This is a genomic window from Sunxiuqinia sp. sy24, assembly GCF_052677165.1.
This window is the reverse complement of sequence record NZ_JBQYLH010000003.1, coordinates 312,151-332,541: the sequence shown is the minus strand read 5'-3', so window position 1 is coordinate 332,541 and position 20,391 is coordinate 312,151. Positions and strand designations below refer to the sequence as shown.

Below are 20,391 nucleotides of genomic sequence, written 5' to 3'. Positions count from 1 at the left end.
TATACGAGACCCGTACGTACGGTGGTGTGAGAGGCGCTCCGGTGGGCTATTAGCTCACCGGCCGTCTACTCGATTAGGCAAAGTACTTTATATAATTGTTTTAATCTCAGATGCATATTCAAAGGTTGCGTATAAGTAAAATACTAAACAAGAATTGATTATCTCTACTATCTCTCTCTCTGACCAATCCCTTGCATTATGCGTATCTATATTTCTGTTAGTGTAAGATAAATAGCAGAATTTACCAAACTCTGCTTCTAAAGCATCATTTATTGAAGCCCTAAATCTATTTTTATTTTTGTCCAACTTAGATAGTTTCACGATAACAGCATTTAAGCCTTTGTTGTTATTTATTATCCAACGGTAATCTGATTGATTAACTAAAAACAATATCTTTTTTAATATAGCATCAAGACTAGTCGTTATTTGTTTTAAATAATTGAGTTTATCATTACGGTCATTAGATTTTGTAAAATATTTTTCCAATGTTGGTAATAGTCTATCTTCTAATCCATCAAGATTGGACTCTGCAGTTTTGTATACAATTAAGTCATAAAAAATATTTAACCCTTCTTGAAATGTCTGAGAATAATTTGGCTGCTTTGGTTCATCAAATATTTTAGAAATTTCTCTTGTAAAAGCAACTTTTACTTCTTCCCAATTGTATTTTTCAATTGCAATTCTTGTTGGCTTTACTTTTTGCTTAAGCTCTATTACTAGTTTCCCAAATTCATCGGTTGATTTAATAAAAAATTTCTCATCCTCAAATAGCTTATAAACAAGTTGACGCTTTATTGTTGGAGTTGACGCTTTCAGTTTACTTATTATTTCATTAGCACGAAGTTTTCTTTCTGCTTTTATCTTCAATATTTGAACTATTTTTTCTCTAGTTTCTTGATGATGTCTAGGTTCTTTTGTTTTTATTCTATTCCGCTTTGGTTGAAATATTAGGGATGTATAACGACTTTTCCACTCAGGAAGAATAAACAACTCACCTTCTACCGCTAAACAGTTTTTGCCGATTAAAGCCATAAGTGAATTATATTTTGCTTGAGGTCGTATATCATGAATATTTTGAATTATCTCATCACTACTGCTAGGTTTATTCAGTTTGAAAAGTGTTTTTCGTATTAAATCTTCCAATTTATCAGTATTCTCATCCCAATCCTTTAAACCCCAGTAACCAGTCTTTTGAAGTGCAATAAATCTTTTATCTGAAGCTAAGGCTAAACTATGTCTATCATATATTCTATGAGAACTACTGCTAGAAAGCCTGTTGTTTATTTCACTTACTATTTCGTCGATATACATAACCTTACCTGTTTCGCTCAAAACTCTAAAAGCATAATGCCTTGCATTACCAAGCTTATCAAATTTAAGTTGAAAATAAAATTCTCCCGAAGACTCAAAAGATTCTATTTCAGGAAGTAAGTTCAATGCATATTTTATTAACTGTCCATCAGCTTTCTTAAACTTTTTCCTTACTTGTATAATAACATCAATCTCAGTCATTGGCAAGACTGCTTCTTTTAAAGTGTCTTTAATTATTAATGATATTTTAAGGAATTGTGCTTTAATAGATTTATCTGAAACAAATAATTCTGCATCTGTAAATATTGTTTCCACATTACCACATGGTATTATCTTAATGATATCAAGAAACAACAATAAAAGATTATTTTTTTCATCAGAGAAAGGTTCCTGAAATTCATTTTTTAAACATTCTTGCAAGCTATTGAGACTATGAACAGGGTCTTGAAATAAGCGCGTGATAATATTTCTATTAATCTTAACAACATCATCTTTAACAATTACCTTTGGATTTTCAATCTTATTCCCATTCATAAGATGTCCTAATTCTGATAATAGTTTTACTTGAAGTTGTCGGACTCTTTCCGTAGTGTAACCATGCAAACATCCTATATCTTCCCTTGTGTATTTTTTGGAATTTATCCCATATCCAAGTAAAATGATATCTCGCAAATGAGTTTTTTCAAGAATATTCAGGTATTCGATAACGACATTTTTAAATAATTCAAGGAAACTTATTGTAGCTAAGTCTTCAATGTTTGATGGCAGTTTTAAATATGTTGTTTTTCTTAAGTAAGCATCATAAAAATACTCAGGTTCTTCTGTTACTTTATCCTTAAATTGAATAAACAAATCAATAGCTTTCTGACCAACAGTTTTTGTTTTTCTAAACTCTTCAGTAGGAAAACTAACAAATTCATAAATTGTCTTAATACCTAAGAGTTTTAGTTTATTGAATAATAGATTTGGGAAAAATTCTTCTATTAGTTTAATCTCTATTTCCAAAACTTTTTGTTTCATATTTCTATTATTTCGATGGTGCCTTGATTTGTATTTTGCCTAACACTTGTATACCCACAGTCTTGTGGATATATTCGCTTTAGTTGGATGTGTTTTTGTTGGTTAAAACACTGGTTGTGTCGGAGTGGTAACTGTAGTAGGGTCGTTCTCTCATTTTGTTTTTTTAGGTTTAGATTTGTGGTTAAGTTGGTTAGCTTATAGACAAATATAATATTATTGTTCCAATAGTCAATTTCATCCAATAAATTGGGTATCTGATCTAGTCAAGAAAGGAAGTAGACAAAAAGGACCAAGTAGACTTGGCAAATCTCAGTTTGTAAATTATATTTATAAAAATAATCGTGATAGAATGAACCAGCAGTCTAGCAGATTTACGAACTGTAAGAAATTTTTTGTTACTATTCCTGTCAAGCCTTACGTCAAGCGTTTTATTGAGGTCAATTACGGATTCCCTGCTGATTTCTCTGGAAACGCAGGTGTCAGTAAGTTAATCAACCGCTGTTTGAAGAAGCCCGATACGCGATATGATAAGAAATATGAAAAAGGAATCTGTACTTACACAGAAACGCTTGAAATTGTAATATCGCAGGACCAGTTCTATCGTTACGGCTGGGAGTTCAGCAAAACGGATATTGTTGCCTTCGGACAGGAGTTTGAAGCAGCGGCTAAAGCGTTGATGCGAACGATGGTTGGAGTGTATCATGCCATTGGCCTGCCGATCAATATCAGCATTGATAAATTTCAGCATCGGTTTGGATACGATGAGGATGTTTGGAACTACCAAACCATCAAAAAGGATTTTTATCGAAACGGCACAAAATACCCGGTTGACTTCGATGATGAAATTTTTAAGAAAATAGAGCACATTTGTTTGGTGAATTTGTACAACACGGGGACAATTTCAAAGAAAGGAATCAAGGAATATGAAGCAGCTTAATAAACCCACCGACAACCTGGGCGGACTGATCAAAATTTGGTTAGTACCCCCCGACGCGGTCAGCTCACTGACCGGCGGCACCTTAACACTCCATTCAACCGATGAGGTGCATGAAATTTACTGTAGTTCCGGCTCCATTTCTTTTACCGAACCCATGGAGCACGCCCGTGCCGGTATTCTGTATAAACCTCAAATTAAAGGCTTCATTCCCAAAGATTCGCCTGAAGTGGAAGAAGCCATTAACGCGATGGCCGGTCGTAAGTACCTGGGCGTGTTTTTAGACGGCAACGAGCAGTATAAAGTTTGTGGCACTGTAGCAATTCCGTTGCGTGTACAATTTGATTTAGATACCGGAGCAGACACACCCGACCGAAACGGGCACTCGATTTTGCTTTCAGGGGCTCAACGAAATAAATCGGTTTTTATCGCCAAGCCATTCTAAAACTCGCTTGTTTTCTGCTTTTTCAGGTGGTCAATGTCCTTTTGACCGCCTTTTTTATGCCCTAAACTTGTCAATAAAACAGCAAGTTATGGCTAAGAAAATCATTGTTATTGACGGATATATTGGAAACTATGCTTACTCCAAGCAGTTTGTCCGCAATGAACTAAAAGGGCAGGGGAAAAACGATGTGTTGGTTCAAATTTCAAGTTTGGGCGGTGCTGTTGACCATGCCTTGAATATTTACGATCAGTTTATTGAGCACGGAAACGTGACCGCTGAACTTTCTGCCTTTGTTGCCAGCTCCGCTACCCTCATTGCTTTGGGGGCCAAACATGTTCGCATGAATGAAAATTCATTTTACCTGATTCATAAGGCCATGAACTGGGTGGACGAATGGGGCTACAAAAACGAAGATGAAATTGAAGAGCTGATTGAAAAGCTGGAGAAAGAAAAGATAGACCTGGCAAAAATTACCCTTCAGCTGGCCAAAATGTATGTCAAAAAAACCGGTAAAGAGCTTCAGGAGGTTGTCGATCTGATGAAGGAAGAAACCTGGTTGACCGCTGAAGAAGCCCTTGATTGGGGATTTGTTGATGAAGTGTTTGTTCCTGAGCAAGCCGTTAATTATTTAGAGAACAGCCAGATGGTTGCCATGATTGCCGCCAGTGGTTTTCCTGATCTTCCACGCAAGAATGAGCAAAAACAAACGAATTTACCTACTACCGCACAAGTTGATGAAGAAGGTCTGTTTAATCGCCTTTGGAATCGGATAACGAATAAACAACAAGAAAATTCACCTAAAAATAAGAAGGAAATGAAGAAACAATTTCTGAATGTAAACAAGGTGTTGACTGTAGACAAACTGGAATCGGAAGATGAAGGCGTTTTTCTGAATGAAGAGCAGCTGGAATCGATTGATGGCCAATTAGCCCAGGTTGATACCTTGACCAACGAGCGGAACACGGCCCACGAGGAGCGTGACACCGCCAACAGTGAGCGCGAAACTGCTATTGCTGCTTTCGACGCGATTGACCCTACGGTTGCGGCAGCCGAAGGCTACGAAGCCAAGGAAGCAGCCATACGCACGCTGCTGGCTGCCCAGCCAGGCGACACCCCTCCCGGAGCACAAGGAGGAGATAACAAAGAAACCGCTGGTGAAGACTGGGACACGATTGACAGTCTTCCGCACAACAAAGCAGTTGATAAAAACTCTTAAATAAAAAGCTATGTCTATTACTACTACTGCAATTGTGCAAGAGTATGGCGCGTTTTATCAAGACGCCGGGCAGAATAAAAAACGTATTCTGTCCATGCTCTCGCAGGGCCGTGAGATTACAAATCTTGCCACCCCAATTAAAACGGACGACACGATCTACCGTTTAGCAAACGCTTCCTTCCGCACCTTGGTGCAGCCCTTCCAGAAAACATTCACCCAAAAAGGTGGTGTTGAAATCGTTCCGAATGAGATCCGCGTATTTCGTTTCAAAATCGATGATGAGTTTATGCCCGATGAATTGTACGGTACCTGGTTGGGTTTCCTTGCCAAAGGTGGATTGAACCGGAAAGACTGGCCATTCGTGAAATGGTTGATTGAAGTGTATTATGCCCGTCAGATTGACCAGGACATGGAACTGAACGAGTACTACAAAGGGGTGTACAAAGCACCTGCTACCGGTGTTGCCGGCGCTGATGGAACAGGTATGGATGGTTTGAAAAAGCAACTCCAGGCTGGTGTTGATGCTGACACCATGAATTCGGTTGATGTAGGTTCATTGCACGCTGATACCATTTTTGATCAGGTGGAATTATTCGTCGATAAAATCGCCGAAGTTTACCAAGGTATCCCAATGGATGTTTGCATGAGCAAGTACTGGACGAAGAAATACCTTCAGGACAAACGTTCTCAGGGATTTTATCAGAACAAGTCGGACAAAGAGATCAATACGGGTATTGATTTTACTCCACAGGATGTGAAAGGGCTTGCCTCGATGGTCGGAACAGATGACATCTTCTGTACTCCAAAGGAAAACTTCTTGCATCTCTCTCCAATTACCATGACCAAAAACCAATTCAAAATTGAAGAAGCCAAGCGCGCTGTTGCCGTTATGGGTGACTGGAGTGAAGGATTAGGTTTTGGAATCAACCAAGCTGTTTGGACTAACATCCAGAAATCGGCCGGTAGCGGTTCTGTTTAAAAATTTTGTGATCCTGACTGGCTGTGATGTTGGTCAGGATCCAATCATTAAAAATTAAAGAAAGGAACTGTTATGGAATTTACTGATATCAATAAAAACCTTCCCAATGGCGAAAACATGGGAGGTATTGTTCAGAAGGTTTACTTTGGTTTTCATGCCGATGTTGCCGGATGGCCAACCAAGCCAGTCAATCCTACCACTGTTGAAGAAAATGGAGAGTTAACCGGCGAATTGACGATGAAAGCAGGCAAGCGCCTATTTGAATTGTACATTACCGACGACACCGGCGAATTCAATATTGAGTCGGTAGGTGATGTGGATGGAAAATCATTTGTTGAACACCTGACGTTTTTCCACCCAGGTCTTCAAAAGAAGATTCTTGGTTTTATGAATGCCGCCAAAAATGACAACCTGGTGTTTGTTGTTACTGATGCTGAAGGTCAGATGTACCTGATGGGTGATGCCATGCGTCCTGCTGTTTACCAAGGGGCTCCTGATGGCAACGGTACAGGTAAAGAAACCTCAGCTCGCAAGGGTATGAGTGCCGAGTTTACCTACAAAACACCCAATGCCTATGTTTATACCGGCAATGTGCCGTTAACACCGGCAGCTAGTGTTTAAGCATGTGGCGCAAGTATTTTAAATTAAAAAGATTGGTTCCGGGGCGCGTGGTCACCCAGCGTTTTGGAGCATTGGATTTTTCGGGAGAAATATCCGTTGAAACCTGCAAAGCTTTGTATGAAGATGATTTCCCCTACCTGGAAATTACGGAGAAGGGTAAGCAGGAATTATACGGCAGTGAAGTGGAAGCATCGGATCCGGTTTTTGAACCGCTGCCCGATGCGAAGGTGGAACCCGAAAAGGAGAAAGTTTCCCAACCAACAAAAAAGACACGAAGAAAGCGAACCAATCGTGATAAATAAAAGAAGCCCGAATGATCGGGCTTTTTTTATGTCCTTTCTGCCCGTTTTTCTGCTCACTAGTTTTGATGAAAAACAAGCAACTATGAGCAAAGAGAAACGACTTGTGAAAATTACACCAGGCGATGGAGCACCGATGGTGTCGGTGAAACAAAGTAGAAACCAACCGTGCGGCTGTGGAAGCAGCAAAAAGCAAAAGCACTGCTGTGGTGCCAAAACGGAATACTATTCAACCAAACCACTGATGCCTCCTGAAAGCAAGTCGCGGTCTGGAACAATCGTATCAAAAACGAACTAATTATGATTTGGTACTTTACTCCATACGCACTCGACAAGAAATTTCTGCACGAAATTGACCGCTGCATTTCCATTGTTCCTGATCCGGATGATTGGGTGGTGTTGCTTGATGGCGATACTGCTTTTTTACGGGCTGACTTTGGCCGGGTGATTGACCGCTATACTAAGCAACATGCCGACACCGGACTGTTTACCTGCTATGCCAGCCGATGCCATTACCAGTGTCAGGTGCCCCGGTTTGGCGATATGGGCAATGATTCTATTCTTTTTCATAAGCAGGTAGCCGACCAGTGTTCCACGCAAAATTACGGCAAAGTGAAGGAAATTGATCGTCGCATTGCCGGCCACCTGATGGTGATCCGCAAACGTACCTGGTTGCATATCCGCGCTGAAGTATTTCAAACTGCCGCCGAAAAGCAGATCCTTGGAGTGGACACCAAGATCAGCAATGCTATCCTAAAAGCTGGCTTAAAAATCAGACTCATACGCGAACTGTATCTCTTGCATTATTTACGAATGGCCGAAGGATTCGACCACAAAAAACATTTGGAATGAAAAAAAGGAAAGTTATTAGCTTGAACAATTTGCCTGTAAAATTACCTCTGTTTCAAACATTAGTAACATGGATTGCTCTTGATTACTGGAATGCTCCACAGTGGCTCTATGGAGCATTAGGACTGTTATTTCTTGTGGTTTGGATTTATGCAATTGTAGCAAGGGTAAATCAAGAAGAAACCGACATTTCCAAAATCTTAAAGAAATGAAAATCCTAGTTACCAATCATTGGCTGAAGAAGCTTGGCGGCAGCGAAACGTTCACCTACGCCATGGTGGCGGAACTGAAACGCCTGGGGCATGAGGTTGATGTGCTGACCTTTCAACCTGGATTGGTATCCGATCGGATCCAGGACGATTTTGGCGTGCCGATTCTGAGTGAGGTGAAATCAACCTATGAGTTGATTTTGGCCAACCACCATACTTGTGTCCGCGCTGCTTTTAATCACGGTCCAATTATTCAAACCTGTCATGGAACTGTTCCCAAGCTGGAACAGCCGTCGGCTTTTGCTGATGCGTATGTTGCCATATCCGAAGAGGTCAAGCTGCACTTGAGTAAGATTGATAAGGAATACCAGGCATCGGTTATTCTTAATGGGATTGACTGCAACCGGTTCAAGCCAGTGAAGCCAATCAACAAATCAGTGAAACGGGTTCTTTCGCTGGCACATGACGACATGTTTAATCTGGATTTGCTCTATCATTTTGAAAAGCTTGGAATTCAGTTCTTTTCACTGAACAAATTTAAAAACCCGGTTTGGAATGTGGAAGATCAGATTAACGAAGCGGATCTGGTTATTTCGCTTGGACGTGGCGCATACGAATCCATGGCTTGCGGTCGCCCCGTGTTGGTGATGGATAAACGTCCTTACCAGGGAGCGATGGCCGACGGGCTGGTGAATTCATTGAATGTTGACGAACTGATAAAAACCAACTTGTCCGGAAGAGCTTGCCGCATGACCAATTTTAAACTGGTTATTGATTCGGCCATTGCCAGCTATAACCGTTCGCTTGGGAACTGGTGCCGTACTTATGCGCTGGAAAACCTCAATATCAAAAATCAAATTCAACAATACTTAGAACTATGGAAAAGGCTATCGATGTAGTTTATGTGCTGGGCACCGGGTCGCGATGGGATAACAATGAGATCCGATTTAGTTTGCGAAGCCTGGAGAAAAACCTGAAAAACATGGGCCGTGTTTTTGTGGTGGGAGAATGCCCCGGATTTCTGCAAAATGTGATTCACCTACCGGCCAACGATGAGTTTAACCCCAACGTGAATGCCGATGGCAACATTATTTTAAAAGTGCTGACTGCCTGCAAGCATGAACAGCTATCGGAAGACTTTCTGTTCATCAATGATGATCATTTGGTATTGAAGTCGATGGACGCCAACGAGGTGCCACCGATCCATAAAGGCAATATGCAGAAGTTTCCGGAAGAATACTGGCGCTTAAATTACTGGCGTGGCCGGTTGAGACGAACGATGGAAACGCTTGTCGAATTAAAGCTTCCCTGTTATCACTTCGACTGTCACACCCCAATTTTATTCAATAAGACTGCATTTCCGGAGGTGATGACCAATTTTGATTTTAAAGATGGGATTGGATTAACCATGAAAAGTCTTTATGGCAATCTGATGTATGCCGGTAAAGGAGTCCGGGTGAAACTAAAGGGGCAAAAGCGTACCGTATTTCACAACTACACGCTTCAACAGTTAGATGAACGCCTTGCTGGTTGTGATTTTATGTCATATAACGACCAAGGGCTCAACCGGTCGTTAAAGCGTTGGTTGTTCCGCAATTTCCCGCAACCATCGGCCTATGAGAAGAATGATATTAGCGATCGGATTATTGATATTGCCCGATGGATGGACAGTGATCGCGACTACTGCAAAGGTGTGGACTTATTTAAGAAACACATGAAGGGGATAAACCTGATTCGTCTATTCGAAGAAGGTGAAACGCCCGGCCTTCGCCGAAAATTGGAGTATAAATTTGAACGACTATTCGATGAGTAAGTTAACCGATTCTCAAACCAAGGTATTGAAGTGGATCCGCGCGGGTTGCAACTACAACCATGGCGTGATGCTTTATGAGCAGATTGGACGCAATGAGAGTTTAAAGCGTTTGTTTCCAGGTAAAAGCCATCGCTACGCCAGTAAGTTGATGTATGAACTTTGCAAGTCGGCCGGGCTTGATCTTGGGCAGGCAGCACCCGCCAAAGCAGCAGTGCCACCCCGTCAAACCAAAATGCCACATCGCGAATCGGCCCCGGTTGATGATCAGGAAGATCAGTTTGACGCGAAGGTTGCCGGGCACCCACGCGTGATCCGCCGGGTAATTATGGAGTATGCCGAACTGTTTCAGGAGCGTAGCAAAACCCACGCGCTGATGGTTGGCATAGGTGAATCGAACGCAGAAGGGGTAAAGGTGAAGCGCAAAGAACTGTTTGATACGGTAAAGGCTTTGACCATTCGCCTGGAAACATTATATGCTGCCCGGGAGCAGTATGAGAAAAATGGCGAAGTACCCACCGAGGAAAGTTTGTGGCCCAAGCCCAAGGCCGCACCGAAGCTGCCTGATGATGTGGATGAGCTGAAAAAGATGAAGAAAAACCAGCAGACAGCCAACACCAAGGATCAAACCATGCTGGACTACCAGGCGAAGAAAAAGGGCGACAAGAAAAATCCACTTCCGGCAGGACCAAAGCGGATGAAGCTGGAAAACCGGATTAAAGCCCGGAGTAAAAAAATTGAGGAGATTGAATATAAACTGAATTCAATGCAAGGATGAAAATAACCAGTATCAAATATAACCCACATGTAGTTGAAACGATGCATTTAGGTCAAAAAACGGGATCGGCTATGAGATATTTTGAGGCTCTTGTAGGTGCATGGTTTCAAAACTCCGGAGAAAAGGTAACGGATATACAAGAGATAACGCCTGTCGTCTATGATATTGAGCTTATAGACCATCAATTTACGCGGAGAAAACTCAGGGTATTCAGTCCACTTGAAGTTAATTATTCAATCTAACCAATCATTGATGCTTCTTAGAACAGCCAATATACAAGCCCATCAGCCTACGGTGGATCGCACCACGTTACCGCCCGGAGCAAAGCCTGATCCGCAGTCGCTGACCGGAGATAACCAAGCGGGTGTTTTTCTGGCTGAACCAGATCGGGTGTTGACCAAGGTGATTGGCCAGCTTCAGCACGGGAAAACCACCCACTTTTACAGCTGGGGAAACTTTAACCTGGTGCGGCTAATTGCTCACCTGATGAAACAAACGGGGCCTGTCCATGCCTTTATGACTTCGTATTCCTTCAGTCAGAAAAGCATTGAACAGCTGAAAAAGCGGCTTGAGCAACAGGAACTGCTTTCGTTCCGGGTGATTATCGATAACCGGGTTCGAACGATGAGCCCGAAACCGTTCCAGATGCTCATGGAATCGTTTGACTATCGTTGCACTTCAATTCACGCCAAGGTGGCTTTGCTGTGGAACGACGACTGGAAGCTGACGATAACGACCAGTCAGAATGCAACTGACAATCCAAAGCTGGAGCGTGGAACTATTTTTACCGATGAACAGGTTTTTAATTTCGACTTAAAAGTACTGGAAGATGAATTTAAGCGAGGAACAACTTAAAGAGGTGGAAGAAATGGGCGGACTGTTTTTCAGTCCGATGGATATTGCCATCAACCTTGAATTGGAAGATGATGACCGGGAGTACTTTGTAGCTGCTATTGAGTGCAAAAATATGAATAATCCGATTGTTCGGGCGTTTCAGAAAGGCTGGCTAACCACCGAGGTGGAGCTTCGCAAAGCCATTAAGCAATCGGCCATGAACGGAAGCAGCCCAAGCCAGGGCATGATGATGAATTACCAAAGGGAGGGACGGGTATGAGCCGAAAAGCATTAGAAGATACCAAGCACGAATTGATCAAGGCGCATGTTCTGGATCCGGACAGTTCGCCGTTGCCAGCCGAGCAACAGGAATTGCTTGACCGGGTAGTGTCTGCCTCGAAAATACTGGATAAAAACCCCATTCAAAAGCAAGCTGTAGCCATCCACCAGCAAAAATACCCCACGATAAGCCGGTCGCAAGCCTACGAGGACTTAAGGCTTGCCACCCGCTTATTTAACACGCTGCACACTTTTGACTGGGATTTGTGGCGTACCTGGTTATTAAACGATGTAGTGAAAAATATCGAGAAATGTCGCAATTCCGGCACTCCGGCCGATCGGCGTGTGATTGCCATGGAACATGCTAACCTGATGAAAGCCATTGGTGAAAAACCAGAGATGCTTCCCGATCCGAAACGGATGGAGAAAAACGCTTTCTACATTGTCATTCAAAACAATAATAATCAGCAAATCAAGGTTGACCTGAACGATCTGGACAAACTGCCTGAAACCGCTTTGCGCGAAGTGATGAAAGCCATTTATGGTGGTGGTGAGATAACGGAATCGGATGCTGAAAACTTGATGAACACATGATATCAGAAGAAATAAGCTTAAACGGACCGCAGCAAATTTCGGTGATTAGCAAAGCCAAAAGCGAAGTGAATATTGAAGGTCGCGGTACTGGTAAATCGTATAAGATTGGATGGGAAGTCAATGAAATCAATCGGAAGATGCCCCGATCGATTACATCGATTACCGGACGAACGTTTGGGCAGATTTATACGCGTACACTTCCTTCGACTTTAAAGTTGCTGGAGAAGTTGGGCTATGAAAAGGATCCGCAGGATGGCAGCCCTCCGGACTTTGTTGTTGGGCGTAAACCACCCAAAGGCTTTTTGAGTCCTTACGAGAAAGTGATGAAGTATGATAATTTTATCTCCTTTTCGAACGGAACAGGCTATTTAATGCTTTCACAGGAACGCTTAGGATCGAGCCGTGGTCCTAACCTTGACCGCGAAATTGTGGATGAAGCCCTGACGATTAATAAAGAGCGATACGATGAAGAGGTGTCGCCAGCCAACCGGGGTAATGAAGAGCATTTTGGATTTAAGTCTCCTAAGCCGGTATCGCTGCACCATGGTTTTCGCTATGTGTCGTCGATGCCCTATACACGTGAACAGATGTGGCTGCTCCAGTATGGAGAATACTACATGCAAGAGGCTGGTATAAACATCTTTGATATCTGGAACCGGATCGTTAAACTTCAACTTCAAATTATTGAAGCCTACAAAGCCGGGGACAAGCGATTGTTTAAGGATATCTGGAATGAAACGGTACGGTTGAAAAAGCAGATCGCCCCTTTTGTTTCAAAAGACGGGGTGCTGTTTACCCTGGCCAATGCCTTTGACAATGTGGAAAACCTGGGCATGTCGTACATTGTCAGGGAGTACGATAAACAGAGTCTGTTAACCTTCATGATCGAGATACTGAACTGGATCATTGACAAGGTGGAAGATTGCTACTATCCGCTGGATAGCAACCTGCACATTTATTACGATGCGTATAATGATGACTATATTCGGGGAGTAGCCGAAAATACCAACTGGGATGCTGATAGCCTGGAGAAAGGAGATTGCCGCTTCGATCTGGATTGTGATCCTGCTCAAGGTATTGAAGTTGTATTTGACTGGGGAGCTAAGATTAATGTGCTGTCAGTTGCCCAGGAGCGAAACTTTAACTTTGCTACCCGCATTGTTGAGCCGGTTGACTGTACCATTAACGAATTCCATATTAAACCCGAAGATGCGCAGAACGTACCGGTTAATGATCTGGTTGACCAGTTTTGTGATTACTATGAGGCCCATCCAACGAAGGACTTGTTCTACTATCGCGACCGTTACGGCGACCATCGGCAGCCTAATGTTAAGAACTCGAAGCCATACAACGAACAAGCGATTGAACGATTTGAAAAGCGTGGGTGGCGGGTATTCCCCAAAGTTCACAAAGGCATGGAGCCACCTCAGCACGACAAATATCTACTTTGGCAAAATATCCTCAAGGGAAATGACCCTCGCTATCCTAAGTTTATCATCAATGGGCGCAAGTGTAAGTTCACTATCATATCGATGAACAACACCCAGGTGATTGAAAAGAATGGCAAATTTGAAAAGGATAAATCTTCAGAACGAAAGAAAACCATTCTACCAGAAGAAGCCACGCACTATGGCGATGCTGTAGATAAGCGCATGTGGACTAAGTATGGTAAAGTTCTGTATCGATCCAACTCTACTTTTGTGGATCCCCGTTTGTAACTCTCATTCAGTACATGCCGTTGGCTGAACTTCATTTCATGTAAGGTATCAACACATTGCTCTGCTTTCGCAAATGATTCCTCCGTCATTTCATTTGCTCACGCATCACAAAGAGTTGCTGAAGTAGGACTACATGCGCTCGTTTCCCTCTGCGCATAGGACTAACTCTACTTATCATATTTCCTGATTTTCTGCCCCTTTTTCTTCCCCCAAGCATAGGGCGAGTTCGGTGAGCCTAACGGCAAATAAAAACGTTTCAGCGTTTTTATTGATGTTCGGTGTTGATATTGAAATGATTATGTGATTTTAAACTGGACGGCATAATCATTGGCATGTACGCTTTTTCTTCATAGAAAAAGCGGGCAAAAAGAACCTGGCGCCAGCCACATAATGTAGATGTGTCTGAATTTTCAGGTACCAGCTTCGCCCTAAAAATTTCGCGCCGTTCCTTTTTTCTTGAATTGTTCCGGCTCAAGAAAAAAGGAACCAAAAAAGAAACCCGCATAGCCAACGCTCCCAGTTATTACTCCCGGGGTTTAACTCCTTGCATGATTTTGCTGAAGGGAACTTGGGCCTGCTTGATTTGGTGGCTGGGGGCTTACTTCCTTTTGGATTGGTAGTGGCGTGTGCTTTAAAGTGGGGTGGTGGGCTACCAGTTACTGATTGCCGCTTTCGCCAGTGCGATTAGCAGTGGCTTTTTTGTTACGGGTGATGGTCTGTTTTCGGTCGCCTTTTTCGGTTTTTCGGCGTTGACCTGTTTTGTTGAGAGTAGCAAAAACCAGTATGCTAAGGTGCACCTTCAAAATTCTGCACTGTTTCACTTTTGCAAGGATTTTCCCGGCATAGCCTAAAACCGGAGTTGGTTTTTTAACGGTATTCCAGTTCCTCCTTGCAAATGCTTTTTACGGTGCTGTACCTGCATATAATTTTTTAACTCTAAATTCAACAATCATGACAACGTACACGAAAAATTACATCGGAAAAGGCAAACAAGTTGAAAACCTGGACATCGTTAAAGTAACGATTAAAAAAGCCGACCTGGACAATTGCACGCACGAATACGAAGGCGAAGACTACGTAACCTTTGAGGTAGCCCGGATGAGAAACCCCGACACTTATGGACGCACACACACTTGTTACTTCCAATCCAAGGAGGAAACGGAAGACAAGCCCAAGAAACCCAGCCGAAAGAAATCAAAAGCGAAGGCTGCACAAGACGACCTACCCTTTTAAGAAAGCCCCGCAAGGGCTTTTTTTTATGTCGTAATTACTTTTATCGCCTCCATTTCTAAGCGCCCTCCATACTTCCGGGCAGAGCGGTATTAGACCTGTTACACTCAAATTTTAAGCAAAGTTATTGATCGCTTGCCGGAACGGTAAAGGGGCGGCTGCTTTTCGTGGCAACCGTCCTGCGGATGCGTTCAGTTTTTTTGCGCTTTACACTCCCCACTACGTTTCACTCCACTCCTTCCAACTTGTCAAAAACTGACATGCACCCCATTGACCTCATCCGTCACAGCTCAAGATGGTATGCCTAAAATTTTATTTAACCGGCGTGCCAGTAGCCAATAAAAGTCCGCAGGGCAGCGGCAAACTCCTATGAAAAAATCATTCGATATCTACGAAATGATTACCAACCTTATTGTTGAAAAACTTGAAGCGGGTGTAATCCCTTGGCAGATGCCTTGGAAATCGGCCAACGGAATGCCAAAGAACCTGGTTTACCAGAAGCCTTACCGTGGGTTCAACTTTTGGTTTCTGCTAACCGTGGCTGACAAATACCAGTCGCCTTTTTTCCTCACCTTTCGCCAGGTAAAGCAACTGGGCGGGCATGTACGAAAAGGTGAAAAGGGCTATCCAGTGGTTTTCTGGAAAATGCTGGAGCACGAGCAGAAAGATGGCAGTCTGGAGCAGGTGCCTTTCCTTCGCTACTATACTGTTTTCAACCTGAACCAAACCGAGGGGGTTGACGAAACCAAGATTCCCGAATCGGACGCCCACGACCACGAGTTTGACCCCATTGCTGATGCCGAATCGTTAGTGGAATTCTGGTCCGACTGTCCGGAGATCCGAACGAATGAATCGCATGCTTACTACAGTCCCGGGCTCGACTATGTTGGCATGCCCAACCCACGTACTTTTTTCAAGGATGAGCAGTACTATTCCACACTTTTTCACGAGCTGACTCACGCTACCGGGCATAAGCGCCGGTTGGGACGTCATGAAAAGCTTTCCGATCATCAGTTTGGATCAAAGGATTACAGCCAGGAAGAGCTGGTAGCCGAGATGGGAGCCGCGTACCTGTGCGGAATTACCGGCCTTGAGAACGCCACCATCGACAACTCAGCAGCCTACATTAAAAGCTGGATCACCAAATTTAAAGAAGATAAAAAGATACTGCTGATTGCTGCCTCGCAAGCACAAAAGGCGGTCGATTATATTCTCGAAAATCAATTTCAACCCAGCCAGGCAGCGGAAGCTGCTTTGGTTGATTATCAAGCGGAGGCCAGTTAGCCTTCGCTTTCTTTTTGTCATCGATTTTAAAAATTAAAACTCAAAATAGTAGAAAATGAAAACAAATAAATCTTACTCCAGTTACCTCGTCCGTCTGGGACGCCGTTACGATTTACACAAAGTATTTACTGATTTTCTGGAAATGATTGTCTGCGCCCTGTCGATGGGAGCCATGGAAGAACGCTACCTCGAAATTGTAAGGCAATACGAAAAGCCGGAAGCTTACGCCTTGTCTGAGGCTTTCGGTGCGTTGGTGCTGGAAATGGATAATGGAGGCGAAGGCTTGAAAGATTGCTTTGGTGATTTCTTTATGGAGCACCTTAGCCATGGACGAAATGGCCAGTTTTTTACCCCACAACCGGTTTGCGACCTGATGGCTCAAATAGCCCAGCCAGCAAAGTTTGGTGAGCGGGTGGCCGATTGCTGTTGTGGCTCCGGACGCTTGCTTTTTGCAGCCGCCAAACTGAACCGAAATGCCTTGTTCTTTGGATCCGACATTGATCGAACCTGCTGCCTGATGTGCCTGATCAATCTCTGCCTGAATGGGCTGCTGGGTGAAGTGGCCTGGATGAATACCCTGAGCAATGACTTTTACGCAGCCTGGCGGGTAGAACTGCACCCCGAACATGGGATGCCCTACATCCGGCAGATTGGTGAAGAGGAAAGTTATATGCTGCTGAAAATGCCGGAAGCTAAAAAGCAATTGCCGGTACCTGAACCAGAAGTAGAAGAGCAACCCACGCAGCAATTATTGTTCGAATTTTAAGGGGCTTAGCCCCTTTTTTGTTCGTTTATCTTGTGTTTTCATATTGTTATTTAGAATCGCTTTAAGCTTTTTTTTACCTAAATTGTACATACTTTATTATTTATGCGGAATGGGTTCTTGGGGAAGAAAAATTGTTTTGCTTAAATAATTAGTATGAAGAATTTTGTTGCTCTTGATTTTGAAACAGCGCAAGGGAAAAGATATTCAGCTTGCGCCGTTGGTATTGTTGTTGTCAAAGACAATGTCATTACTGATAAGTACTTCCAATTAATCCAGCCTCCAGGGAATGAGTATTTTTATAAGAATACTCAGATTCATGGTATCAATGCAAAAATGACTGCCAGTTCTCCAACTTTTGACCAAGTCTATCCAACGATTAAGAAATACGTCAATGACAATCTCGTTGTATGCCACAATGCGAAATTCGACGTAGATGTTTTGTCAAAATGTATGAGTTATTATGGGATCGATGATGATATCGATTTTGAATACGACTGTACAATGGCGTTAAATGGCGGAAAGGGATTAAAGTCTTGTTGCCAGGCATTTGAAATACCACTCAATCATCACAATGCGCTTTCTGATGCCGAAGCATGTGCCATGCTTTACATCTCTTCTAATACAGAAAGCTCCTTGCATGGTCATAAGTTTCAATCCCCCAGCCAGACAGTGGGAAATTGCTTTTTCCCCGAGTTACTTTCAGAATTAAAATGGGTGCATGAATTGAGAGGAGTTTTAGTGGGGCTGATATTGGATAATAGAATAAACGATAAAGAAATATCCGAGTTGAGAACATGGACCGAATCTATATACCATCAGTCAGAGGTAGAGCAAGTCAAAGAACTTTTCAGGTTAATGACTGAAGCGACCGATGAGAGTTGTGTCTCCATTGAGTTAATAAAGGACATGTTTGAGTTTTGCAACGACTTTGAATTGCCATTTTTTAATGATTCAAAAGTGCTTCCTGTTCAGTTAATGTATGGTATTCTTCACGGAATAATGGCAGACGGCGTCATCAATGATGACGAAATAAGGGAATTAAATAAATTGCTTAACGCCTATCCTGAAATATCATCACGTACTCCGTTCAATCAGATAAAGAATCTCACCGATAAAATCCTCAAAGATGATTCAATCGATGAGAGAGAGAGGTTAGAACTTGAAGCGGTTATTTATAGCTACATCGAAATTATTGACGAATCAATAGATTCCAATATACGGAATATGGTAGCGAAGGCAGAACTCGATAGCTTTTTCGATAATCCTGAATCAATAGAATTTAACGATAGATTGTTCTGTCTTTCCGGCACTTTTGTTAACGGAAATAAAGCTGAAATCGAATGTTTGATTACTGAAGCCGGCGGCTTGACCAAATCCAGTCTGGTTAAAAAGACCAATTACTTAGTTGTTGGCAGTTTGGGAGACCCGTCCTGGAGTTACGGCAGCTACGGGCGGAAAATTGAAAAAGCCATAGAAATGCAGAAAAAGGGAGTCGATATTTTGATTGTTAATGAACCTGACTTTATTAAACTTATAAATCAATGAATGCAAAAGAAACCGTTAAACTAACTTACGACGCTGTACACCTGGTAACCGTTCTGAACTATAGCAGTTTGGCCGAAATGAATGGTTTCTATGGAAAAGAGGTCCTTTTTACTGAAGGATTCACTTCAGAAATTAATTGTCTGTTTCAGGCATTGGGAAACCTTGGCGCTTACCCTCATAGCAATGGATTGTCCAATGACATTCAATACATGATTATTTCAAACTCTTTGATGGCATCCTTAAGAGATAACCATGAGGTCGATTTTTTTATAAACTACGAGCAACAACTGAATAGAGCAAATTCTGCCTACCGCAGAGTAAAACTCTTTACAGAAAATCAGCTGATCGCTTATCTTGAAAATTTGATTGTATCTCGAAATGACACAATGATTAAGTCCTTGTTGTCCAGATATAAAGAAAGTAGAAAACAAGATGTTCAAACACAGTTGTTCTGAGAATGAAGGGCTTGCGCCCTTTTTCTTGGTCGTTTATCTAAAGTCAACCAAGTAGAATTTACTTTGTTTAACTTTGTAGACCAATACTTGACAGTTATGGAAAACGAATCATTCAAACTAATCAATACCTTTCGTGTCGATAATCGTATGTTTGAACTGTACAAGAATGGCGCTGGCCAATATAAGACGATTGAGACCGTCCAAGGGTCTTATGTTCCCGAGGAAAAATACTATGAGAATTTGGAAGAACTGGCTGATGTTTTTTCAGATAATCTTTCTGTCGAAGAACTTCAAAGCCTTTAGTGATGTGCTACGATGTTCGTGTCAAAATGAAGCTACAGGCAGAACGGTCGCGCTACTGGAACGACAAAGACACGCTGAAAATCATTGATGAGAAACTGAAACATAACAAGCTTCACGACCTGTTCCATGCCAGTGGTTTTGCGCATCCGAAAATGCTGATCTATACCAATCAAGAACCGCACATTCCAGCCGTGTCGCAATGGGGTTTGGTTCCGTTTTGGGTGAAGGATGAGACGCAGAAAGCGCAGATCTGGAATAAGACCATCAATGCCCGGGGAGAAACGGTATTCGAAAAGCCAGCGTTCAGAGAATCGGCCAAGTCAAAGCGCTGTTTGATCTACGTCGAGGGATTTTTTGAGCACCACCACCACAAAGGAAAAACCTATCCGTTCTACATCCATCGAAAAGATGAACTTCCGCTGATTTTTGCCGGCTTATGGTCGGAGTGGGGCGATCAGCAAACAGGTGAATTGCTCAATACCTTTGCTATTGTAACCACCAAGGCCAACCCCCTGATGGCGAAGATCCACAATAATCCGAAACTTCCGGAACCGCGAATGCCCGTCATTTTCGACGAAAATTTCGCCGATGAATGGCTACGCCCCGAAGTGCAGTCCGACTCAGATAAACAAATACTTCAGGCATTACTTACAGCCTATCCCGAAGAAAAGCTGGATTCGTATACCGTTGGAAAACTCAGGGGAAAGGAAGCGGTAGGAAATTTACCGGAAGCCAACAAGCCAGTGGCTTATCCGGAATTGGAGATGTCCAATAATCAGCGATCATTGTTCTAAAATTCCTGTAATTGTGCTTCTTCAAGAAAACTTCAGTTCGCCTTACAAAACGTGAAGCTATCCTTTTTGATGAATTTCGACTGTTAACTCTTCTTCGACTTTAAATTGCCCACTTCTT

The 20,391-nt window shown here is 42.6% G+C and carries 24 protein-coding genes; 23 read left to right on the top strand and 1 reads right to left on the bottom strand.

The genetic code is table 11. The features are described from left to right. Nucleotides 1-87 precede the first annotated feature (87 nt). Nucleotides 88-2,331 (bottom strand): hypothetical protein, encoded by a 2,244-nt coding sequence (locus tag ACUNWA_RS04990; protein WP_445590784.1) that lies wholly within the window; start codon nucleotides 2,329-2,331, stop codon nucleotides 88-90. Nucleotides 2,332-2,680: 349 nt separating this feature from the next. Here ACUNWA_RS04990 and ACUNWA_RS04985 point away from each other — a divergent pair, with 349 nt between their 5' ends. From ACUNWA_RS04985 to ACUNWA_RS04875, 23 genes are all read left to right on the top strand, one after another. Continuing rightward, complete coding sequence (locus ACUNWA_RS04985) at nucleotides 2,681-3,268, top strand: hypothetical protein (protein ID WP_445590783.1); 588 nt, start codon at nucleotides 2,681-2,683, stop codon at nucleotides 3,266-3,268. Further along, nucleotides 3,255-3,710, top strand: coding sequence for a hypothetical protein (locus ACUNWA_RS04980; protein WP_445590782.1), 456 nt, complete (start codon nucleotides 3,255-3,257; stop codon nucleotides 3,708-3,710). Before ACUNWA_RS04985 ends, ACUNWA_RS04980 begins: the two co-directional genes overlap by 14 nt. 88 nt (nucleotides 3,711-3,798) lie before the next feature. Beyond that, complete coding sequence (locus ACUNWA_RS04975) at nucleotides 3,799-4,926, top strand: Clp protease ClpP (protein ID WP_445590781.1); 1,128 nt, start codon at nucleotides 3,799-3,801, stop codon at nucleotides 4,924-4,926. Nucleotides 4,927-4,936: 10 nt separating this feature from the next. Then, nucleotides 4,937-5,905 carry a hypothetical protein gene (locus ACUNWA_RS04970; RefSeq protein WP_445590780.1) on the top strand — a complete coding sequence of 323 codons (969 nt, stop codon included), beginning with the start codon at nucleotides 4,937-4,939 and terminating at the stop codon, nucleotides 5,903-5,905. Nucleotides 5,906-5,977: 72 nt separating this feature from the next. After that, nucleotides 5,978-6,526: a hypothetical protein gene (locus ACUNWA_RS04965; protein WP_445590779.1), complete on the top strand. Its 549-nt coding sequence runs from the start codon at nucleotides 5,978-5,980 to the stop codon at nucleotides 6,524-6,526. A gap of 2 nt (nucleotides 6,527-6,528) precedes the next feature. Continuing rightward, on the top strand, nucleotides 6,529-6,828 hold the full coding sequence (locus ACUNWA_RS04960) for a hypothetical protein (RefSeq protein WP_445590778.1): 300 nt from the start codon (nucleotides 6,529-6,531) through the stop codon (nucleotides 6,826-6,828). Nucleotides 6,829-6,910: 82 nt separating this feature from the next. Beyond that, nucleotides 6,911-7,123 carry a hypothetical protein gene (locus tag ACUNWA_RS04955; RefSeq protein WP_445590777.1) on the top strand — a complete coding sequence of 71 codons (213 nt, stop codon included), beginning with the start codon at nucleotides 6,911-6,913 and terminating at the stop codon, nucleotides 7,121-7,123. 2 nt (nucleotides 7,124-7,125) lie between these two features. Further along, entirely contained in the window at nucleotides 7,126-7,677 is a 552-nt protein-coding gene (locus tag ACUNWA_RS04950) for a hypothetical protein (RefSeq protein ID WP_445590776.1), read from the top strand. After that, on the top strand, nucleotides 7,674-7,886 hold the full coding sequence (locus ACUNWA_RS04945) for a hypothetical protein (protein ID WP_445590775.1): 213 nt from the start codon (nucleotides 7,674-7,676) through the stop codon (nucleotides 7,884-7,886). The genes ACUNWA_RS04950 and ACUNWA_RS04945 overlap by 4 nt, the downstream gene beginning before the upstream one ends. Then, a complete protein-coding gene (locus ACUNWA_RS04940) occupies nucleotides 7,883-8,782 on the top strand; it encodes a glycosyltransferase (RefSeq protein ID WP_445590774.1) in 900 nt (299 codons plus the stop codon). The genes ACUNWA_RS04945 and ACUNWA_RS04940 overlap by 4 nt, the downstream gene beginning before the upstream one ends. Next, nucleotides 8,761-9,696: a hypothetical protein gene (locus ACUNWA_RS04935; protein ID WP_445590773.1), complete on the top strand. Its 936-nt coding sequence runs from the start codon at nucleotides 8,761-8,763 to the stop codon at nucleotides 9,694-9,696. The genes ACUNWA_RS04940 and ACUNWA_RS04935 overlap by 22 nt, the downstream gene beginning before the upstream one ends. Next, nucleotides 9,689-10,471 (top strand): hypothetical protein, encoded by a 783-nt coding sequence (locus ACUNWA_RS04930; protein WP_445590772.1) that lies wholly within the window; start codon nucleotides 9,689-9,691, stop codon nucleotides 10,469-10,471. Before ACUNWA_RS04935 ends, ACUNWA_RS04930 begins: the two co-directional genes overlap by 8 nt. A 252-nt stretch (nucleotides 10,472-10,723) precedes the next feature. Further along, a complete protein-coding gene (locus ACUNWA_RS04925) occupies nucleotides 10,724-11,326 on the top strand; it encodes a hypothetical protein (protein ID WP_445590771.1) in 603 nt (200 codons plus the stop codon). Continuing rightward, nucleotides 11,301-11,585, top strand: a complete 285-nt coding sequence (locus ACUNWA_RS04920; protein ID WP_445590770.1) for a hypothetical protein — start codon at nucleotides 11,301-11,303, stop codon at nucleotides 11,583-11,585. Before ACUNWA_RS04925 ends, ACUNWA_RS04920 begins: the two co-directional genes overlap by 26 nt. Further along, nucleotides 11,582-12,178 carry a hypothetical protein gene (locus ACUNWA_RS04915; RefSeq protein ID WP_445590769.1) on the top strand — a complete coding sequence of 199 codons (597 nt, stop codon included), beginning with the start codon at nucleotides 11,582-11,584 and terminating at the stop codon, nucleotides 12,176-12,178. Before ACUNWA_RS04920 ends, ACUNWA_RS04915 begins: the two co-directional genes overlap by 4 nt. Then, nucleotides 12,175-13,896 (top strand): hypothetical protein, encoded by a 1,722-nt coding sequence (locus ACUNWA_RS04910; protein ID WP_445590768.1) that lies wholly within the window; start codon nucleotides 12,175-12,177, stop codon nucleotides 13,894-13,896. Before ACUNWA_RS04915 ends, ACUNWA_RS04910 begins: the two co-directional genes overlap by 4 nt. 951 nt (nucleotides 13,897-14,847) lie before the next feature. After that, the gene (locus ACUNWA_RS04905) at nucleotides 14,848-15,129 is read left to right on the top strand and encodes a hypothetical protein (protein WP_445590767.1); all 282 of its coding nucleotides are present in this window, start codon (nucleotides 14,848-14,850) and stop codon (nucleotides 15,127-15,129) included. A gap of 366 nt (nucleotides 15,130-15,495) precedes the next feature. Beyond that, nucleotides 15,496-16,410, top strand: coding sequence for an ArdC family protein (locus ACUNWA_RS04900; protein ID WP_445590766.1), 915 nt, complete (start codon nucleotides 15,496-15,498; stop codon nucleotides 16,408-16,410). Nucleotides 16,411-16,465: 55 nt separating this feature from the next. Further along, nucleotides 16,466-17,176 carry an N-6 DNA methylase gene (locus ACUNWA_RS04895; RefSeq protein ID WP_445590765.1) on the top strand — a complete coding sequence of 237 codons (711 nt, stop codon included), beginning with the start codon at nucleotides 16,466-16,468 and terminating at the stop codon, nucleotides 17,174-17,176. A gap of 153 nt (nucleotides 17,177-17,329) precedes the next feature. Continuing rightward, nucleotides 17,330-18,721, top strand: coding sequence for an exonuclease domain-containing protein (locus ACUNWA_RS04890; RefSeq protein WP_445590764.1), 1,392 nt, complete (start codon nucleotides 17,330-17,332; stop codon nucleotides 18,719-18,721). Beyond that, the gene (locus ACUNWA_RS04885; protein ID WP_445590763.1) at nucleotides 18,718-19,176 is read left to right on the top strand and encodes a hypothetical protein; all 459 of its coding nucleotides are present in this window, start codon (nucleotides 18,718-18,720) and stop codon (nucleotides 19,174-19,176) included. Before ACUNWA_RS04890 ends, ACUNWA_RS04885 begins: the two co-directional genes overlap by 4 nt. Before the next feature lie 96 nt (nucleotides 19,177-19,272). Beyond that, nucleotides 19,273-19,479 (top strand): hypothetical protein, encoded by a 207-nt coding sequence (locus ACUNWA_RS04880; protein ID WP_445590762.1) that lies wholly within the window; start codon nucleotides 19,273-19,275, stop codon nucleotides 19,477-19,479. 2 nt (nucleotides 19,480-19,481) lie between these two features. Then, a complete protein-coding gene (locus ACUNWA_RS04875) occupies nucleotides 19,482-20,273 on the top strand; it encodes an SOS response-associated peptidase (RefSeq protein WP_445590761.1) in 792 nt (263 codons plus the stop codon). Nucleotides 20,274-20,391: the final 118 nt, after the last annotated feature.